Source organism: Halomonas sp. H5, from assembly GCF_050613175.1.
Lineage (GTDB): Bacteria > Pseudomonadota > Gammaproteobacteria > Pseudomonadales > Halomonadaceae > Bisbaumannia > Bisbaumannia salifodinae.
Genome location: NZ_CP192510.1, coordinates 2,153,603 through 2,171,748, shown reverse-complemented (window position 1 = coordinate 2,171,748; position 18,146 = coordinate 2,153,603). Strand labels below are relative to the sequence as shown.

General features: G+C 67.6%; 19 protein-coding genes. 7 read left to right on the top strand and 12 right to left on the bottom strand.

Annotated elements, in window-relative coordinates; translation table 11 throughout:
• Window positions 1-103: 103 nt before the first annotated feature.
• The gene (locus tag ACQ1W9_RS10185) at window positions 104-2,056 is read right to left on the bottom strand and encodes an acetoacetate--CoA ligase (RefSeq protein ID WP_431023273.1); all 1,953 of its coding nucleotides are present in this window, start codon (window positions 2,054-2,056) and stop codon (window positions 104-106) included.
• Between the two features lie 86 nt (window positions 2,057-2,142).
• The gene (locus ACQ1W9_RS10180) at window positions 2,143-3,033 is read right to left on the bottom strand and encodes a LysR family transcriptional regulator (protein WP_346062482.1); all 891 of its coding nucleotides are present in this window, start codon (window positions 3,031-3,033) and stop codon (window positions 2,143-2,145) included.
• 121 nt (window positions 3,034-3,154) lie between these two features.
• On the opposite strand from ACQ1W9_RS10180, the gene ACQ1W9_RS10175 reads away from it, so the two are divergent.
• Entirely contained in the window at window positions 3,155-3,853 is a 699-nt protein-coding gene (locus tag ACQ1W9_RS10175) for a CoA transferase subunit A (RefSeq protein ID WP_431023272.1), read from the top strand.
• 97 nt (window positions 3,854-3,950) lie between these two features.
• Window positions 3,951-4,610: a CoA transferase subunit B gene (locus ACQ1W9_RS10170; protein WP_431023271.1), complete on the top strand. Its 660-nt coding sequence runs from the start codon at window positions 3,951-3,953 to the stop codon at window positions 4,608-4,610.
• 307 nt (window positions 4,611-4,917) lie between these two features.
• Here ACQ1W9_RS10170 and ACQ1W9_RS10165 read toward each other — a convergent pair whose 3' ends face one another.
• From ACQ1W9_RS10165 to ACQ1W9_RS10145, 5 genes are all read right to left on the bottom strand, one after another.
• Window positions 4,918-5,685 (bottom strand): DUF1338 domain-containing protein, encoded by a 768-nt coding sequence (locus ACQ1W9_RS10165; protein ID WP_431023270.1) that lies wholly within the window; start codon window positions 5,683-5,685, stop codon window positions 4,918-4,920.
• 84 nt (window positions 5,686-5,769) lie between these two features.
• On the bottom strand, window positions 5,770-6,954 hold the full coding sequence (locus tag ACQ1W9_RS10160) for an acetate/propionate family kinase (RefSeq protein ID WP_431023269.1): 1,185 nt from the start codon (window positions 6,952-6,954) through the stop codon (window positions 5,770-5,772).
• Window positions 6,941-7,888: a bifunctional enoyl-CoA hydratase/phosphate acetyltransferase gene (locus ACQ1W9_RS10155; protein WP_431023268.1), complete on the bottom strand. Its 948-nt coding sequence runs from the start codon at window positions 7,886-7,888 to the stop codon at window positions 6,941-6,943. Before ACQ1W9_RS10155 ends, ACQ1W9_RS10160 begins: the two co-directional genes overlap by 14 nt.
• A 154-nt stretch (window positions 7,889-8,042) precedes the next feature.
• Window positions 8,043-8,318, bottom strand: a complete 276-nt coding sequence (locus tag ACQ1W9_RS10150) for a GrxA family glutaredoxin (RefSeq protein WP_195860000.1) — start codon at window positions 8,316-8,318, stop codon at window positions 8,043-8,045.
• A gap of 147 nt (window positions 8,319-8,465) precedes the next feature.
• Window positions 8,466-9,299, bottom strand: a complete 834-nt coding sequence (locus ACQ1W9_RS10145) for an inositol monophosphatase family protein (RefSeq protein ID WP_346062475.1) — start codon at window positions 9,297-9,299, stop codon at window positions 8,466-8,468.
• Window positions 9,300-9,426: 127 nt separating this feature from the next.
• On the opposite strand from ACQ1W9_RS10145, the gene hybE reads away from it, so the two are divergent.
• The gene (hybE, locus tag ACQ1W9_RS10140) at window positions 9,427-9,846 is read left to right on the top strand and encodes a [NiFe]-hydrogenase assembly chaperone HybE (RefSeq protein ID WP_346062474.1); all 420 of its coding nucleotides are present in this window, start codon (window positions 9,427-9,429) and stop codon (window positions 9,844-9,846) included.
• A gap of 61 nt (window positions 9,847-9,907) precedes the next feature.
• Here hybE and ACQ1W9_RS10135 read toward each other — a convergent pair whose 3' ends face one another.
• The 4 genes from ACQ1W9_RS10135 to ACQ1W9_RS10120 all read right to left on the bottom strand — a co-directional run bounded on the left by ACQ1W9_RS10135 (window position 9,908) and on the right by ACQ1W9_RS10120 (window position 13,415).
• The gene (locus ACQ1W9_RS10135; protein ID WP_431023267.1) at window positions 9,908-10,447 is read right to left on the bottom strand and encodes a response regulator transcription factor; all 540 of its coding nucleotides are present in this window, start codon (window positions 10,445-10,447) and stop codon (window positions 9,908-9,910) included.
• A gap of 21 nt (window positions 10,448-10,468) precedes the next feature.
• Window positions 10,469-11,758: an ATP-binding protein gene (locus tag ACQ1W9_RS10130; protein WP_431023266.1), complete on the bottom strand. Its 1,290-nt coding sequence runs from the start codon at window positions 11,756-11,758 to the stop codon at window positions 10,469-10,471.
• Between the two features lie 154 nt (window positions 11,759-11,912).
• On the bottom strand, window positions 11,913-12,944 hold the full coding sequence (locus ACQ1W9_RS10125; protein ID WP_431023265.1) for an SPFH domain-containing protein: 1,032 nt from the start codon (window positions 12,942-12,944) through the stop codon (window positions 11,913-11,915).
• 27 nt (window positions 12,945-12,971) lie between these two features.
• Window positions 12,972-13,415: an NfeD family protein gene (locus tag ACQ1W9_RS10120; RefSeq protein WP_431023264.1), complete on the bottom strand. Its 444-nt coding sequence runs from the start codon at window positions 13,413-13,415 to the stop codon at window positions 12,972-12,974.
• A gap of 88 nt (window positions 13,416-13,503) precedes the next feature.
• Between ACQ1W9_RS10120 and luxS the strand changes: the two genes are divergently transcribed.
• From luxS to ACQ1W9_RS10105, 3 genes are all read left to right on the top strand, one after another.
• Window positions 13,504-14,031 carry an S-ribosylhomocysteine lyase gene (luxS, locus tag ACQ1W9_RS10115; protein ID WP_346062469.1) on the top strand — a complete coding sequence of 176 codons (528 nt, stop codon included), beginning with the start codon at window positions 13,504-13,506 and terminating at the stop codon, window positions 14,029-14,031.
• Between the two features lie 230 nt (window positions 14,032-14,261).
• Complete coding sequence (locus ACQ1W9_RS10110; protein ID WP_431023263.1) at window positions 14,262-15,851, top strand: peptide chain release factor 3; 1,590 nt, start codon at window positions 14,262-14,264, stop codon at window positions 15,849-15,851.
• 81 nt (window positions 15,852-15,932) lie between these two features.
• Window positions 15,933-16,718 (top strand): TatD family hydrolase, encoded by a 786-nt coding sequence (locus ACQ1W9_RS10105; RefSeq protein WP_431023262.1) that lies wholly within the window; start codon window positions 15,933-15,935, stop codon window positions 16,716-16,718.
• Window positions 16,719-16,736: 18 nt separating this feature from the next.
• Here ACQ1W9_RS10105 and ACQ1W9_RS10100 read toward each other — a convergent pair whose 3' ends face one another.
• Window positions 16,737-17,774 (bottom strand): YgfZ/GcvT domain-containing protein, encoded by a 1,038-nt coding sequence (locus ACQ1W9_RS10100; protein ID WP_431023261.1) that lies wholly within the window; start codon window positions 17,772-17,774, stop codon window positions 16,737-16,739.
• A gap of 179 nt (window positions 17,775-17,953) precedes the next feature.
• Here ACQ1W9_RS10100 and ACQ1W9_RS10095 point away from each other — a divergent pair, with 179 nt between their 5' ends.
• A complete protein-coding gene (locus tag ACQ1W9_RS10095; RefSeq protein WP_346062465.1) occupies window positions 17,954-18,145 on the top strand; it encodes a hypothetical protein in 192 nt (63 codons plus the stop codon).
• The last annotated feature ends 1 nt before the right edge of the window (window position 18,146 follow it).

Sequence of the window (18,146 nt, the reverse complement as noted above, 5' to 3'; positions counted from 1 at the left end):
ACCCTGGCATAGGACCCCCGCTCCGTCCTGCCTCCAGCGCCCCTTAGCCATTCCAGCTACGCTGGCCTTGCGCTAAAGCAGGCCATGCTGCTGGGAGAAGAGGTCAAGGTTGTTGTAACTCGGGGAGGTTCTCGAATAGCGCCAGGGCCTCGGGATTGGCCAGGGCCTCGCGGTTGGCCACCGGCTGGTTATGGATGATATCCCGCACCGCCAGTTCTACCAGCTTGCCGGAGCGGGTCCGCGGCAGGTCCGCCACCTGGAGGATCTTGGCCGGCACATGGCGAGGGGTGGCGTGGGTGCGGATGGTCTCGCGGATGCGCTGGCGCAGGGCGTCGTCCAGGGTCAGGCCGTCGCGTAGCCGCACGAAGAGCACCACCCTGACGTCGTCCTGCCACTGCTGGCCGATACACAGCGACTCCAGCACCTCCTCGACCTTCTCCACCTGGCGGGTGATCTCGGCGGTGCCGATGCGCACGCCCCCGGGGTTGAGCACCGTATCCGCCCGGCCATGGATGATCACGCCATCCTCGGCGGTCAGTTCGGCATAGTCGCCATGGGCCCAGACGCCGGGGAAGCGCGCGAAGTAGGCGGCCCGATAGCGTTGGCCATCGGGATCGTTCCAGAAGCCCAGTGGCATGGCGGGGAAGGGGCGGGTGCAGACCAGCTCGCCCTTCTCGCCCGTCACTGGCTGGCCGGCGTCGTTATAGACCGCCACCGCCATGCCCAGGCCGCGGCACTGCAGCTGGCCGCGGTAGACCGGCCGGATGGGACAGCCCAGGGCGAAGCAGGAGACGATGTCGGTGCCCCCGGAGATGGAGGCCAGCAGCAGGTCGGCCTTGATCTCCCGGTAGACGTAGTCGAAGGCCTCGTGGGGCAGCGCCGAGCCGGTGGAGAGCAGGCTCTTCAGGGCCGAGAGGTCATGGTCCTGGCCCGGCCTGAGCCCCGCCTTGGCGCAGGCGGTGAGGTAGCGGGCGCTGGTGCCGAAGCAGGTGACGCCTTCCCGTGCGGCGAGCTCCCAGAGGGAGGCCTGGGTCGGCGCGAAGGGGGAGCCGTCGTAGAGCACCAGGCGGGCCCCGGCGGCGAGCCCCGAGACCAGCCAGTTCCACATCATCCAGCCGCAGGTGGTGTAGTAGAAGAGGACGTCGTCCTCGCCCAGGTCGCAGTGCAGGCGGTGCTCCTTGAGGTGCTGCAATAGGGTGCCGCCGGCACCATGCACGATGCACTTGGGCTTGCCGGTGGTGCCGGAGGAGTAGAGCACATAGAGGGGGTGATCGAAGGGCAGGGGGACGCACTCAAGGCGGGTGGCGTCATTCTCCAGGGCCTTCTGCCAACTGAGCGAGCCGGGGAGGCGATCCAGTGTCGGTGGGCTCCCGGGGTCGAGAAAGGAGAAGACGATCAGCCGCTCGAGATCGGGCAACTGTTCGGCCACGGCCGCCAGCTTGTCGTGGAGGGGGATCGCCTTGCCGTTCCAGTAGTAGCCATCGGCGGCGATCAGCACCCTGGGGGCGATCTGACCGAAGCGGTCGAGCACCCCCTGGACGCCGAAGTCCGGCGAGCAGGAGGACCATAGCGCCCCCAGGCTGGCGCTGGCCAACATGGCGATCAGGGCATGCTCGCTGTTGGGGACCAGGCCGGCGACCCGGTCGCCGGCGGTCACGCCAAGCTCGCTCAGGGTCCGGGCCAGCCGGGCGACCCGGCGATAGAGCTCGGCATGGCTCAGCGGCTCGCGGCGGCCGCGCTCGTCGCAGGCCACCAGGGCGATGGCGTCGTCCTGGCGGCGCAGCAGGTTGGCGGTGACATTGAGCCGCGCCTCGGGGAACCAGCGGGCACCGGGCATCGCCTCGGGGCGCTCCAGGACCCGCTCGCCGGGCTCGCCGATCACCCCCAGGTCCCAGACCTTGCGCCAGAAGGCCTCGGGGTTGGCCAGGCTCCAGGCGTGCAGGTCGGCATACTCGTCCATGGCGATGCCGGTCTCCCGGGTGATTTCGGCCATCAAGCGGGCGAGCCGGGTCGCCTGGCGACGCTGCGGGCTGGGTTGCCAGAGGGGCGTGGTCATGGCGGCCTCCCTTATGGGCTTTACCTATACCCTAGCAGGGAGGGACGGCCTGGCCTCTCACTCTGCTATCACGCCCTGCCACCATTTTACGCCATGCCCCGTAGCGGCTCGGCGAGGATCTCCCGGAGCGCCTGGGCCGCCACCGAGAGCTCCTGACCGGCCGGGGAGAGCACCCCCACCGGGCGCGAGATGACCGGCGCCTCCAGGGGCAGGCAGCGGGCGCCCAGCTCGTGCATCTGCTGGCGGCACAGGGCCGGCACCGCGCTGACCCCCAGGCCGCTGGCCACCATGCGTCCCACCGTGACCAGTTGATGACTCTCGAAGGTCACGGCCAGCTCGATGCCCTGGGCGGCCAGCTCCGACTCCAGCAGCAGGCGCACCATGGAGGGGCGCTGCAGGGTGATCAGGTCATAGGCCAGCAGGTCGGCCCAGCGCAGGGTGCCGGCCTCGGCCAGCGGCGAGTCCGCGGGCACCACCGCCACGAAGCGATCCTCGAACAGCGGCGTAAAGGTCAGGCCCCGGTCGGCCTCCGGGGCGAAGGCGATGCCCAGCTCCACCTGGCCGCGGCGCACCATCTCGATCACCTGCTCGTTGATCACGTCGTGCACCGTCACCGTGATACGCGGGTGGCGGCGGCGGAAGGCCATCAGCGCCGCGGGTAGCAGGTTGCAGGCGAAGGCGGGCATGGCGGCCACCGCCACCCGGCCGAGTTGCAGGGTGAAGCGCTGGCGCAACAGCTCCTCGGTGTTATCCCACTCCGCCAGCAGCCGCTTGGCCAGTGGTACCAGGGATTCGCCCTCCGGGGTCAGGCGCACGCTGCGGGTGCTGCGGGTCAAAAGCGGGCCGCCGAGGCTCTCCTCCAGCCCCTTGATCGCTAGGCTCAGGGCCGGCTGGGAGAGATGCAGGCGCTCGCAGGCCTGGGTAAAGCTCAGGGACTGGGCCACCGCCAGGAAGGCCCGCAGCTGTTTGACGGTCATCGCATTCGGCCTCGCTTTTTATATAACAAGTAAATTAATCCATAAAAAAAACAAACTTAACAAATATATTGTCCGGGGCAACACTGGAACCACTTCTCCGACGACAAGACGAGGCAGAGCAATGGCCGGATTCGACAAGCGGGTTGACTCCTTTGAGGAGGCGATGGACGGCATCGAGAGTGGCATGACCGTGATCGCCGGGGGCTTCGGGCTGTGCGGCATCCCCGAGAACCTGATCGACGAGATCAAGCGCCGCGGCGTGCGCGACCTCACCGTGGTCTCCAACAACTGCGGCGTGGACGGCTTCGGCCTCGGCGTGCTGCTGGAGGATCGCCAGATCAGCAAGATCCTCGCCTCCTACGTGGGCGAGAACGCCCTCTTCGAGCGCCAGATGCTCGACGGTGAGATCGAGGTGGTGCTGACGCCCCAGGGCACCCTGGCCGAGAAGATGCGCGCCGGCGGCGCCGGTATCCCCGCCTTCTATACCGCCACCGGCTACGGCACCCCGGTGGGCGAGGGCAAGGAGGTGCGCGAGTTCAACGGCCGCCCGCATATCCTCGAGGAGGCCATCACCGGCGACTTCGCCATCGTCAAGGGCTGGAAGGCCGACCGTTACGGCAACGTGGTCTATCGCCATACCGCCCAGAACTTCAATCCGGTGGCCGCCACCGCCGGACGCATCACCGTGGTGGAAGTGGAGGAGATCGTCGAGCCCGGCGAGCTGGATCCCAGCCAGATCCATACCCCCGGCATCTATGTGGATCGCATTATCCAGGGCAGCTTCGAGAAGCGTATCGAGAAGCGCACCGTGCGCGACTGAGACCGCGACCGAGACCGTGACCCAAGGCACCGCGACGACAGCGACTCCGAGAGGCCGGCATCGCCGGGCTCCTCCCCAAGACAAGAGGCAACACAGCATGGCACTGACCCGCGAACAGATGGCGCAGCGCGTGGCGCGCGAACTCCAGGACGGCTTCTACGTCAATCTCGGCATCGGCATTCCCACCCTGGTGGCCAACTATGTGCCCGAGGGCATGGACGTGATGCTGCAGTCCGAGAATGGCCTGCTGGGCATGGGCCGCTTTCCCACCGAGGAAGAAGTGGATCCGGACATGATCAACGCCGGCAAGCAGACGGTCACCGCCCGTCCCGGGGCGGCGATCTTCTCCTCGGCGGAGTCCTTCGCCATGATCCGTGGCGGCCACGTGGATCTCACCGTGCTGGGCGCCTTCGAGGTGGATCAGCAGGGCAATATCGCTTCCTGGATGGTGCCCGGCAAGCTGATCAAGGGCATGGGTGGCGCCATGGACCTGGTGGCCGGGGCGGATAACATCATCGTCACCATGACCCATGCCTCCAAGCATGGCGAATCCAAGCTGCTGTCGGAGTGCAGCCTGCCGCTCACCGGCGCCGGCTGCATCAAGCGGGTGCTCACCGATCTGGCCTACCTGGAGATCGAGAATGGCGCCTTTATCCTCAGGGAGCGCGCCCCCGGGGTCAGCGTCGAGGAGATCGCCGAGAAGACCGCCGGTCGCCTGATCGTCCCGGACGAGGTGCCGGAGATGACCTTCGACTAAGGAGACCGCTCAAGACCGAGAAAAGGATGAGCCGTTTTATGCGCCCGGGCCTGCCCGGGCGTTTGTCGTGGGGAGCACGGGTTATTGAACGCCTGATGACGAAAAACTGACCAAGTCGTGACCGCGCCCCTGAGGCTCTTGCCGGGCCCACCCTATGCAGCCACTTTGCACAGCGTTATCCACAGAAACTGTGCATAACCAATGGCTAGGCCGGCTCGCGACAGGCTTAGGCCGGCTCGCAGCGGGAATGTGAATATCGCTGGGTAGCCGGCCGGGACCATCCAGCGCATGGGGTCATTCGACAGGCTTAGGCCAGCTCGCAGCGAGTATGACTGGGTAGCAGCAACTCGGCGGCGCGCTCCTGACCGCCGGCCAGGCACTTCTGTACCAGGGCCAAGCCGCCCAGGGGAATGCGGTGCTCGTCGCCCTCGGCGAAGGGCAGGCGTTGGGAGCAGGTGGCATAGAAGCGGTACTGGAGCAGCGGCGAGACCGGGAAGATACCGTGGTGGCGATCCGCATCGCCGTGGAGGCCGGCCTGCTGCAGCTGGGCATTCAGGTGATCGATGGGACTGCCCAGGCGATCGCAGTCGAAGCCGACATGATGCAAACGAGGCCCCATGACCGACAGCCAGGCGGCGATGGGATGGGCCGCCTGGAGGCGTTGATAGGTGGCCCAGCTAGGCATCGGCCAGGGACGACCACGGCATAGCAGGTTCTGCCCGCGGCAATCCTCTCGATGCGCCTGGGTGATCAGGGCCTGAAGCTCGGCCCGAGGCTCCCGGGTCAGGGTGCCCAGCTGCAGTTCGCCCAGGGCCAGCCAGGGGCCGTCATCCGGTGGCGCCAGCAGGGTGACCAGCAGGCCTCGATCGGCCATGGCGTAGCGTTCGCAGCTGCGATAGCCGAAATGGCTCAGGGTAGGCAGCAAGGCCCCGGCAGCGAGATTGCCGTGATTGAGGGTCAGCAGGGCCAGATACTCCGGCGGCTGCTCCAGGGGCCACAGGCGTAGCGCACCGATCTCGGGATGCTGGTGCACATAGTCGAGCCACAGCTGTTGTAGAAATTCGTCCCGTTGCATTGCCTGACCGCTCCTCACCCCGTGGTATGGCTCGAGTATAGGCGCCCGGCGCCCTTGAGCTTTCAACGAGAGAGGGACGCGGCATCAGGCCTTGAGCAGGGCGGCGGCGGCCTGGTTCATTTCCGCTTCCTCGTCGGTGGCCAGTACCCATAGCCGCGGCCCCCGGCCGCGATCCAGGCGCGGGCCCTGCTCGGCGTTGCGCCGTGGGTCCAGCTCGACGCCGAGCCAGCCGAGTTGGTCGCAGACCCGTTGGCGAACCGGCGTGGCATGCTCGCCGATACCGGCGGTGAAGACCAGGGTGTCGAGGCCACCGAGGACCGCCACCAGGGCGCCGATTTCACGCAGTATGCGGTGCACGAAGAGATCCACCGCTTCCTGGCAGGCGGGCTCATGACTGGCCAGGAGGTCGCGCATATCGTCGGAGTGGCCGGAGACGCCCAGCAGGCCGCTCTCCTGGTAGAGCAGGCGCTCGATCCGGGCGGCGTCCCAGCCGCGCTGCTGCTGCAGGTAGAGCAGTACCCCCGGATCCAGGGCGCCGCACCGGCGCCCCATCATCAGCCCGTCCAGGGCGGTAAAGCCCATGGTGGTGGCCCGGCTCTCGCCCTGGTGCATGGCACACAGGCTGGCGCCCTGACCCAGGTGCGCGACGATGGTGCGACCGCCGGCCTCATCGCCCTCCAGCGCCCGCAGGCGCCGGGCGATATAGGCATAGGAGAGGCCGTGGAAACCGTAGCGCAGGATGCCCTCATCGCTGAGCGCCCGGGGCAGGCCGAAGAGCTGATGGAGCCGCGGCTGGCGGCGGTGGAAGGCGGTGTCGAAGCAGCCGATCTGGCGCGTCCCGGGCAGGCGCTCGCGGCAGGCGCGGACCACCGCCAGCGCCTGGGGCTGATGCAGCGGCGCCAGGGGCGAGAGGGCCTCGAGGCGGGACAGGGTGGCCTGATCCAGCACCACCGGGGCGGCGAAGTCGCGCCCGCCATGCACGATACGGTGAACGATCGCCTCGAGGTGGGCCAGCTCGCCACTGGGTTCCAGCCAATCGAGCAGCGCCGCGGCCGCGGCGGGGGTGTCCGGGGCCTCGATGGTAGCGGGGGGCACCAGCCCCGCCGGTGCCTCGCCGAGACGCAGCCGCGGTGCGCCGCCGATGCGCTCCAGGGTGCCGCGCAGGCGGCGTGTTTCGCCCTGATAGAGGGCGAACTTGAGGGTCGAGGAGCCCCCGTTCAGGATCAGGCGCGCACCGTAGGGGCCGGGCCCCGACTCATTCAGGGTCATGGCTTCGTGTCTCGTAATAGCGGGCCAGCAGCAGGGCCAGGGCCGCCGAAGCCAGCCGCGATTGGCAGTCGTCGGAGCGGCTGGTCAGCATGATCGGCACCCGGGCGCCGATCACCAGGCCGGCGGCCTGGGCGCCGGCCAGGTGAATCAGCAGCTTGGCGATCATATTGGCGGCTTCCAGGTCGGGGGCCACCAGTACATGGGCCTGGCCCGCCACCTCGGAGTGCAGCCGCTTGCTCCTGGCGGCGGCCAGGGAGACCGCATTGTCGATGGCCAGGGGGCCATCGAGGAGGCCGCCCTCGATCTGGCCCCGCTCGCTCATCTTGCACAGGGCGGCGGCCTCCAGGGTGGAGGGAATATTGGGACGTACCGTTTCCACCGCGGAGAGCAGGGCGACCCGGGGGCGAGTGATGCCCATGGCCCGGGCCAGGTCGATGGCGTTCTGGACGATATCGCGCTTGGCGACCAGGTCCGGGGTGATATGCAGGGCGCCGTCGGTGATCAGCAGCGGCAGGCCATAGCTGGGGACGTCCAGGGCATAGACATGGCTCATCTGACGCTCGGTGCGCAGGCCGGCATGGCGGGAGAGCGCCGCCGACATCAGCTCGTCGGTATGCAGGGCGCCCTTCATCAGCGCCTCCACCTCGCCGTCGGCGGCCAGGGTCACGGCGCGCTCGGCGGAGGCGTGGCTATGCGGGGTGTCGATTAGCTCGATGCCGTCGAGGTCCCCGTCGATGGCCGCGGCGGTGGCCGCGATGCGTCGCCTTGGGCCCACCAGCACGGGGTCGATCAGCCCCTCGCGCCAGGCCGCCAGGGCGCCGCCGAGGGAGGCCTCGTCACAGGGATGAACCACGGCGGTGCGCAGGGCCGGCAGGCCATGGGCATCGTCGATCAGGCGGCGATGGCGCTCACCGGGCCGGGACGGAACTTCCATGACGCTGACTCCCTCGGATAGCGGTCGAGAGTCTCACTCTAGGCCATGGCGGGGTCGGGGGTAAGGGGGACGCCTTGACGCAGATCAGCGTTGGCGGGGAAAAACAACGAAAAACGGCCCCGGGTGGGGCCGTGGGTCTGGCGAGGCGTGGCGCTTACTGGGCGGAGGCTTCCGGCAGCAGGGCCTGGTCGCGCACATACTGGTCGAACTCGGTGAAGCCACCGATATGGGTCTGGCCGACGAAGATCTGTGGCACGGTCTCCACCGGCTTGCCGATGGTCTTCTCCATATCGGCCTTGGTGATCCCCTCTTCGTGGATATCGATGTAGCGGAAGCCTTCGATGGCCTTGGCTTCGCTCAGGCGCTCGGCGAGCTCCTTGGCACGCACACAGAAGGGGCAACCGGGACGACCGAAGATGGCGACGAACATAGTTCTCTCCTTTGAAAAAAACCGGGGGGTGTCGAAAAACTGGCGTCATTCTCTCCGATCCCCCGGCACTTGGCCAATAGGGCTTGGCTACATCGGCTATTGGGCAGGCTTATCGGCTGCCATGGGGCGGCCTGCCGAGGCATCCGGCTAGTCGTCGCCCCGGCCTGGCTGGTAGCGGTCTTCATCGGCCAGGCGCAGCAGCTCGCCCAGGGCGCCATGGATCCCCGGGGCGGTGACCAGCAGGTTCTCGCCATAGAGCTCCTCGTGGAGGCCGCTGGGGCAGGGATAGAGGTGGCCCGCGCTGGCGCCGGCCTCGCGGGCGATCAGCAGGCCGGCGGCGAAGTCCCAGGGCGAGACGCTCTCGTAGTAGGCGTCGAGGCGCCCGCAGGCCACGTCGCACAGGTCCAGGGCCGCGGAGCCGTTGCGACGCACATCGCGGCATTGATCGAGTACCGCCGCCAGGCGTCTGAGCAGGGGCGCGCGACTATCGCGGCGGTAGGGGAAGCCGGTGGCCACCAGGCTATGGGACAGGGTGTCGGCGCGACTCGCCTCGATGCGTTGGCCATTGAGGTAGGCACCCTGGCCCCGCATGGCGGTGAAGGTCTGGCCGAGGAAGGGCGCGTGAACCACGCCCAGGCGCGCCTTGCCATGCTCCATCCAGGCGATGGAGACCGCCACATGGGCCAGGCCATGGGCGAAGTTGACGGTGCCATCGATGGGGTCCACCACCCAGAGCGGGCCGTCGGTCTCCAGGGCCTCGTGATCCGGGGTGAGCTCCTCGGTCAGCCGGGCCTCGTCGGGGAAGTCCCGATCCAGGCCGTCGCGAATTCGCTTGTCCACGGCGAGGTCCACGTCGGTGACCAGCTCATGGCCGTGCTTCAGGCGGGTGGAGAAACCGTGATCGCGACGGGCGGCGATAATCATCTCGCCGGCCTCTTCGGCCAGGGCCTGGGCGCGGGCGAGGCGTTGGGAGAGGTCCATGCTGACTCCTTGAGTAACCGGGCTGGCCTGCCAAGCCTAGCAGAGCGCGGCGAGCCTCCGCAGCTCTTCCCTGGGATGGACTCGAGGGCGCCGTTATACTGGCCGCTCCCACCGCAGGAGAGATGCCATGCAGGCCCTGAGCGTCGATGACTATGCCCGCCTCCAGCAACTGGTGCGCCGCTATCAGCACCGCTTCGCCACCGACATCTATCGCTCGCCCCGGCGTAACCCGCAGCTCACCGTGGACCTGCTCTGCTTCCAGCCCTTCGCGGGGGAGCTCTGCGGGGCCCTGCTGACCCCCGTCTCGCTCTCCCTGGCCCTGGTCTCGCCGACCCCGGGGGGCTTCGCTGCCGAGGCGCCGCCGCGCCGCGTCACCCTGCCCGGCGGCAGCTATCCCTTCGAGCCAGTGGACCTGGGCGAGGGGGAAGGGCTGTGGTGCTGCGAGCTCCTCGATGACCTTCGCGACCTGGGCTCCCTGGCCGAGGCCAACCGGATGGCCCAGCATCTGCTGGCGCGGGTGATGACTCCGGCGAAATCGGCGGAGTAGCCCGGCGCCTTATCGCCGTACGGGACGCTTCTGCAACTTGCCATGTCGAGGGTGCGGCGCCTTAGCGCCGTACTGGGCGCTTCTGCAACTTTCGCTGCAGCGTCCGGCGATGCATGCCCAGGGCCCGGGCGGTGGCGGAGATATTGCCGTCATGCTCCTGGAGCACCTTCTGGATATGCTCCCAGGTGACCCGATTGATGGAGGGCGGGTTATCGGCCAGTTCGGCGCCCGGGTCACCGGCCTGCTTGTCGAAGGCGGCGAGGATCTCGTCGGCGTCGGCGGGCTTGCACAGGTAGTTGACGGCGCCCAGCTTGATCGCCTCCACGGCGGTGGCGATGCTGGAGTAGCCGGTGAGCACCACCACCCGGCAGCCGGGTACCGCCTCCAGCAGCTCCGGCAACAGCTTGAGGCCGGAGTCGTGCTCCAGCTTGAGGTCCAGGGTGGCCAGGGCCGGTGGCGCCTGATGCGCCTTGGCCAGGGCCTCCTCGGCATCGTGGGCCACCAGCACCTCGAAGCCACGGCGGCTCATGGCGCGCTCCATCACATGGCAGAACATCTCGTCGTCGTCGATGATCAGCAGTCGTTCGGGGCTCTTGCTCATGGGGTCCTCTTCTCGTCGGGGTCAGGCGTCGCCGGGCACCTGGCGGGGCAGCTTCACCTCGGTGAGGGTGCCGCCCTCTTCGTGATTATACAGGCTGACCCCGCCCCCGAAGCGGTTGATGGTGGAGTGAGTCAGGAACAGGCCGATGCCCATGCCCTTGGACTTGGTGGAGACGAAGGTGTCCCCCAGTTGATCGGCGATGGACATGGCCACGCCGGGGCCATGGTCGCGGATATCGATGATCACCTCCTCGCCGCTCCAGTCGAGGCTGATGGTGATGTCATGGGGATTGGCATCGGCGGCATTGTTGAGCAGGTTGAGGAGCGCCTGCTCCAGGGTCGTATCCACCGCCATGCTGGGGGTGCCGCGCTTGTCGGCGACCTCGAAACGGTGGCTGACATCGGGGCGCAGCACCAGCCAGCGCTGGATCACCTCGCGCAGCCAGGCCTCGGCGGGGGCGAGCTCCGGTTCCGCCAGGCGGCGGCGGTCGGCGTTGGCCACCAGCGCCTGGAGGCGCGTCTTGCAGGTATCGACCTGCTGGCGCAGCAGGTCGATATCCGCCTCCAGGTGGGGGTGGCCCACGGCGTCCTGGCGCATCTCCTTGAGCAGCACCGCCATGGTCGAGAGCGGCGTGCCCAGCTCGTGGGCGGTACCCGCCGCCTGGGTGGCCACCGCCAGCACCTGCTCGTTGCGCAGCGCCGCCTCCCGGGTGCGCGACAGGGTCTGGTCCCGGCGTCGCAGGGCGTGGGCCATCTTGAAGATAAAGAAGGTCACCAGGCTCGCCGAGAGGCCGAAGTTGATCCACATTCCCAGCACATGCAGGTTGACGTCGCCGATCAGGGCCCCCGGGCCGAGGACGCCGTGGCTGAGCTGGGGCACCGGCTCGTAGAAGACCATCAGGAAGGTGTAGCCGGCCATGGCGCCACTGGCGGTGATCCAGGCATAGAGCCAGGGCAGGGTGGCGGCGGCGATGGTCACCGGCACCAGGTAGTAGGTGATAAAGGGGTTGGTGGAGCCGCCGGTAAAATAGAACAGCAGGGTTAGGCCGGCGATATCGGCGAGCAGGTGACAGAGGTATTCGGTGTCGGTGACCGCCCGGGGGCGGCTGAGTCGCCACCAGGTGGCGATATTGATCAGCCCCATGGCGATGATCACCGCCACCACCGGCAGGGTGCTGAGCTCGAAGCCCAGTACCTCGATGCCGAAGATGATCATGCCCAGGAAACCGGTCCAGGTGATGCCGCGCACGAAGGTCAGGCGTACCAGGTTGCGGTTGGGGGTCGACAACGGCAGGGGCAGGGCGGCTTGCATAGGGGCTCCATCCGATCGGTGGCCCCATGATACCGCAATGCCGGAGCGCTCGGCGTGGCCCGCGGGCCTGGGGGTGGGCCTGGGACCGGGGCAGGTTGTCGCACCCGCGCCGAGGGATCCCGGCGCGGGTGGGTGGTCAAGCCAAGTCCTGGAATTACTCCCCGGCGCTGGCGCCCAGCATGCCGCCGGCCAGGCCGCGGCGTTCGCCGGCCTTGGTCAGGGCCTCCTCGGGACTGCCCGCCATCTCGCGGAACATGCCCATGGAGCCCAGCAGGGCGCTGGATTCATAGGGCACGAAGACCCGTTCGCCCTCCTGGGCCATGGTCGGCAGCGCCTTGATATAGCTCTGCCCCAGCAGGTAGCCGACCACGGTGCGCTTGTTCTCCTCGCTGTCGCCGATGGCGCTAAGCACCAGCTTGATCGACTCCTGCTCGCCCTGGGCACGCAGAATGGCAGATTCCTTGTCGCCCTGGGCGTTGAGGATCGCCGACTCGCGCTGGCCCTGGGCCATGGCGATGGCGGCGGCCTTCTCGCCCTCGGCCTCGGTGACGGTGGCGCGGCGCTTGCGCTCGGCGGCCATCTGCAGGCGCATGGCCGACTCCACCTCCTCGGGCATGGCGATATCCTGCACCTCGACCCGGGAGATCTTCACCCCCCACTTGGAGGCGGCCTCCTCCATGGCGGCCTGGATCTCGTTGTTGACCTCGGCGCGGGACTCGAAGAGCTTGTCGAGTTCCATCTTGCCTACCACCGAGCGCAGGGTGGTCTTGGCCAGCACCTCCACCGCCTGGCTCATGTTCTCCACCTCGTAGACGGCGCGCTTGGGATCGATGACCTGGTAGTAGAGGGCGCCGTTGATATTCACCGTGACGTTGTCGGTGGTCACCACCGGCTGGCCGGGGAAGTCCATCACCGTCTCGCGGCGGTCGATGCGCGTCTCGCTGCTGGTGATGGGGTGGTACTCGTCGCCCATCTTGCGGTAGCGGATCATGGTGATGGCGCGGGGCTGGTCGATAAAGGGGACGATGATATTGATGCCGCTCTCGAGCACCCGGTTGAAGGAGCCCAGGCGCTCGATCACCATCACCTCGGACTGGCGCACAATCACCAGCCCCTTGGCGACGATCAGCACGCCGATCACCACGATCATCAGGGCCGCAATCAGCCCGGGGGAAATCAGTTCCATGGTCTTGCTCCTTGCGTGGGGGAAAACTCAGTCATCGAGGGTGACCTGGGCGGTGGTGCCATCGAAGGCCCGGAAGGTCACCCGGGTGCCCTCCGGCAGGTCGGTGGTGCCATCGGGCAGGCGGATACGGTAGAAGTCGCCGTTGATCTTGATGCCGCTGGCGCCATCGAAGTCGCGCCGCAGGACCGGGTAGTGCCGCCCGCGTTCCACTCCGGTGCCGGTGGTGCCATAGGCGACGCCACGGGGCGAGAAACGTGGCTTGATCACCTTGATGACCAGGGGCACCAGGATCCCCGAGGCCAGCCCCAGGGTCAGCAACTGCAGGCTGAGGCCGGCGCCGGTCAGGGCCGCCAGGGCGGTGAGGCCGGCGGCCAGCGCCAGGGCCAGCAATATCAGCCCGCCGGAGAGCAGTTCGGCGACGCCCAGGGCCAGCGCCAGCAGCAGCCAGAGATAGGCGGGGTTCCACTCCATGGGTGAGTTCCTTGTGGGTAACGATGGCGTTACCATAGCACTCCAGTTACCCCATTCGTCGATCCGACCAGGATAAGGAAGCGTTTCAATGCCCCTGCTGGACAGTTTTCGCGTCGATCATACCCGCATGCAGGCCCCGGCGGTGCGCATCGCCAAGACCATGCAGACCCCCTCCGGCGATCCCATCACCGTCTATGACCTGCGCTTCTGCGTGCCCAACGAGGAGCTGCTCTCGGAGAAGGGCATCCATACCCTGGAGCACCTCTTCGCCGGCTTTATGCGTGATCATCTCAACGGCGATGGTGTGGAGATCATCGATATCTCGCCCATGGGCTGCCGCACCGGTTTCTATATGAGCCTGATCGGCACCCCCGAGGAGGCTCGGGTCGCCGAGGCCTGGAAGGCCGCCATGCAGGACGTGCTCCAGGTGCCCGGCATGGACCGGATCCCCGAGCTCAACGAGTACCAGTGCGGCACCTACACCATGCACTCCCTGGACGAGGCCAAGGCCATCGCCGAGCAGATCATCGCCCGCGGCGTCAGCGTCAACAGCAACGACGAGCTCTACCTCAGCGAAGAGTTTCTCGACCAGGCCACCGCCAAGCCCGCGGAGTAAGGGCGCCCCTGCACCGGGCGGCCGGGGGCCATCGAATATCGCCCCCTCAATGGCCAATCTTTCAGTTTGAGCCGCCCAGCCGGGCGGCTTTTTGCTGCCGAGGCGCCCGCCAAGCGGTCCTGGCGACAAGCCCGGGGGTGCCGCGATACAATGCGCGCCAACCGTCACCTATCGCCCCGGCCACGGTTTGTCCGAGCGCGGGGGTGAGAGCAAATAAGCGATACTGGATAATGACAGAGCAACAGCTGGCCCATGAGGTCGGGCTTCGTAGGACTTTCGCGATCATCTCGCACCCGGATGCGGGCAAGACCACCATCACCGAGAAGATGCTGCTGTTCGGAAACGCCATCCAGCTGGCCGGGTCCGTGAAGAGCAAGCGCGCCGACCGCCACGCCACCTCCGACTGGATGAAGATGGAGCAGGAGCGGGGCATCTCGGTGACCACCTCGGTGATGCAGTTCCCCTATGGCGGGCGCATCGTCAACCTGCTCGATACCCCGGGCCACGAGGACTTCTCCGAGGATACCTACCGCACCCTGACCGCGGTGGACTCGGCGCTGATGGTGATCGACGGCGCCAAGGGCGTCGAGGCGCGCACCATCAAGCTGATGGAGGTGTGTCGCCTGCGCACCACGCCGATCCTCACCTTTATCAACAAGATGGACCGGGATATCCGCGATCCCATCGAGGTGATGGACGAGGTGGAGACGGTGCTCAATATCCAGTGCGCACCGATGACCTGGCCGATCGGCATGGGCCGTCATTTCAAGGGCGTCTACCACCTCTACAACGACACCATCCACCTCTATACCCAGGGGCAGGGCAACCGCATTCCCGAGGACAGGCGCATCGAGGGGCTCGATAATCCCGAGGTGGACGAAGTGCTCGGCGAGGATCAGGCCGAGGAGCTGCGCATGGAGGTGGAACTGGTACGCGGGGCCTCCCATGCGTTCGACCTGGAAGCCTATCGCCGCGGCGAGCTGACCCCGGTCTATTTCGGCACCGCCATGGGCAACTTCGGGGTGCGCGAAATGCTCGACGGCTTCGTGGAGTATGCGCCGGCGCCCCAGCCCCGGGAGACCGATACCCGCACGGTGGAGGCCGAGGACGGTCGCTTCACCGGCTTCGTGTTCAAGATCCAGGCCAACATGGATCCCAAGCACCGGGATCGCATCGCCTTCCTGCGGGTCTGCTCCGGCAAGTACGCGAAGAACATGAAGATGCGCCATGTGCGTCTCGGCAAGGACGTCAAGATCGCCGACGCCCTGACCTTTATGGCCTCGGACCGCTCCCAGGTGGAAGAGGCCTGGTCCGGCGATATCATCGGCCTGCACAACCACGGCACCATCCAGATCGGTGATACCTTCACCCTGGGCGAGGACATGCGCTTCACCGGCATCCCCCACTTCGCCCCGGAGCTCTTCAAGCGCGTCCAGCTCAAGGATCCGCTGAAGATGAAGGCGCTGCAGAAGGGGCTGCAGCAGCTCTCCGAGGAGGGCGCCACCCAGCTGTTTATGCCGCTGGACAACAACGACCTGATCCTCGGTGCCGTGGGTAGCCTGCAGTTCGACGTGGTGGCCCACCGCCTCAAGGAGGAGTACAAGGTCGATTGCGTCTACGAGGCGGTGAACGTCCAGACCGCCCGCTGGGTCTATAGCGACGACGCCAGGAAGCTTGAGGAGTTCAAGCGCAAGGCCAGCGCCAACCTGGCCATCGACGGCGGCGGCTACCTCACCTATATCGCCCCCACCCGGGTCAATCTGCAGATGACCCAGGAGCGCTGGCCGGAGATCCGCTTCCAGCCGACCCGGGAGCACTAAGCGAAGCGTCGAGCCTCGAGGGGCCAGTGCCCGGGAGCGCCATCCTTGCTCCTTGGCGCTTGCCCCTTGTAGCTTATGGCTATGTTGATCGACGCCCACTGCCACCTCGACTTCCCTGACTTCGACGCCGACCGCGAGGCGGTGCTGGCGCGGGCGCATGCCGCCGGCGTCAAGCATATCGTGGTGCCCGGCACTACCCGGGCCCGCTGGCCCGGCGTGCTGGCGCTGGGACGTCGTGACGACGTCAGCGTCTGCCTGGGCCTGCACCCCTACTTTATCGACGAGCATGGCGACGACGACCTGGACGCCCTGGCGGACGCCCTGGCGGCCCGGAGCGTCGGTCCGCCGATCGTGGCGGTGGGGGAGTGCGGCGTGGATGGGCGCCTCGCTGAGACCCTGGACGCCCAGTGGCGGCTCTTCGAGGCCCAGGTGCGCCTGGCCAAGGCGCACCACCTGCCCCTGGTGATTCACTGCGTTCGCGTCAATGACGAGGTGGCCAAGCGGCTGCGTGAGCTGGCGCCGCCCGCCGGTGGGCTGATCCATGCCTTCGCCGGCTCGCCCCAGCAGGCCAGGCGCTTTATCGACCTGGGCTTCGTGGTGGGGCTGGGCGGCGCCCTGACCCATGAACGCGCCCAGCGCTTGCATCGCTCCGTGGCTTCGCTACCGGACGATGGCTATGTGCTGGAGACCGATAGCCCCGATATGCCCCCGGCGGGGCATCGCGGCGAGCGCAACGAGCCGGCCCGCGTCCTGGAGGTGTGTCACCAGGTAGCCAGGCTGCGAGGGCAATCGGTGGCGCGGGTGGCGGCGGATAGCACCGCCACCGTTCGACGGCTCTTCGGCCTCGAGCGGCTGCCGCGCGGTTAGCGGGCCGCCCGGCGGGACTCAGCCCTTGTCGGCCAGTGCCTCCGGGTCGAGGCGCTCGATGGCGTAGGGCAGCTTGAGGCGCTTGAGGGCCTGGCCCTCCACCGTCAAGGGGCCCGGGTCCTCCTTGGTGCTGAGCACCGCCAGGATCTCTGCCTGGCCATAGGCGTCCAGTTCCGCGGAGAGCACGTCCCCCATGGCCTTGCCGGCGGCATCCTCCACCGCACTCCCCGCTGCCGGCAGCTTGTCGCCTTCCAGTTGGGCGCGCACCAGGCGCTTCTTTACCTGACCGCGGAAATGCGCCCGGGCCACCACCTCCTGGCCGGTATAACAGCCCTTCTTGAAGCTGATGCCACCCAGGGCCTCCCAGTTGACCATCTGCGGCAGATAGGCGTCGGCCTGCTCGGCACGAATCCAGGCCAGGCCCGCCTGAATATCGTGCAGGCGCCAGATGGCATTGCCCACCGGCAGGGCCTGGGCGCTAAGGTCCCGCCAGGTCTCGGCGAGGCGTGCCTCGGGCAGGGCGAGCAGCAGCCGCGGGCGTGGCCCCGGGTGGCGCAGCACCAGCAGATCGTCATGAACCACCTGATGCCAGGTCGCCGGTGGCACGATATCCAGCCGGGCCTCCGCCAGGGCCGGCGCCTCCTGGCCGATCAGCCCGAGCAGGGCGATATCGTCCCGGGGCGTCAGGCGGGTCTTGTAGAAGGGGGCGAACTTGCCCAGGTGCTCCGCCAGGGGCGTCACCAGGTCCCGGGAGAGGATCAGCCAGTAGCTATGCTCCGAGCGGCGCAGCAACTGAGCATTGGCCAGCATGCGTCCCTTGGCGGAGCAGAAGCAGGTCAGGGGGGCGAAGTCGCCGTCGGCCAGGTCGACCTGGGCGCTGGCTTGGCCCTGCAGGAAGCGCGCCGCATCGGCGCCGCCGACCTCCAGCACGCCCAGGTGGGCGAGCGGGGCAACCACCGTGGCGTCCAGGGCGCGCCGGGCCGGTTCGGGGGTGGGGAAGTCGAGACGCTCGGCATCGAGCAGCCGGGCCTCGTCCAAAATGCTCCAATCAATCATCGGGATCTCCCTAGTCGGCGATGCGTCGTCATCATCAGGCCATGATACCGCAGGCGCTCTCCCGGGCCGATCCTCGGTTTCTTGCTATCGACATCGGCGAGCCCTGGGCATCGGGGCTCAAGCCGACGCCGCGGCCATGGTAAACTGGGCGTCTTTCCCTCCGACAGCAAGGTGTGGCCATGGCTCACTACTCTCTGGAATTCGAGGGCGTCGAAGACGTCGAACTGATCAACCGTATCACCACCGCCCTGATGATGATGGAGGGCGTCGAAAGCGTCGAGGTGGGGCGCCATGGCGCCGAAGTGGAGGGGCGGGTCAGTCGCCAGGCGCTGATCGGCGAGGTCAAGAAGCTCGGGGTCGAGGCCAAGTAGT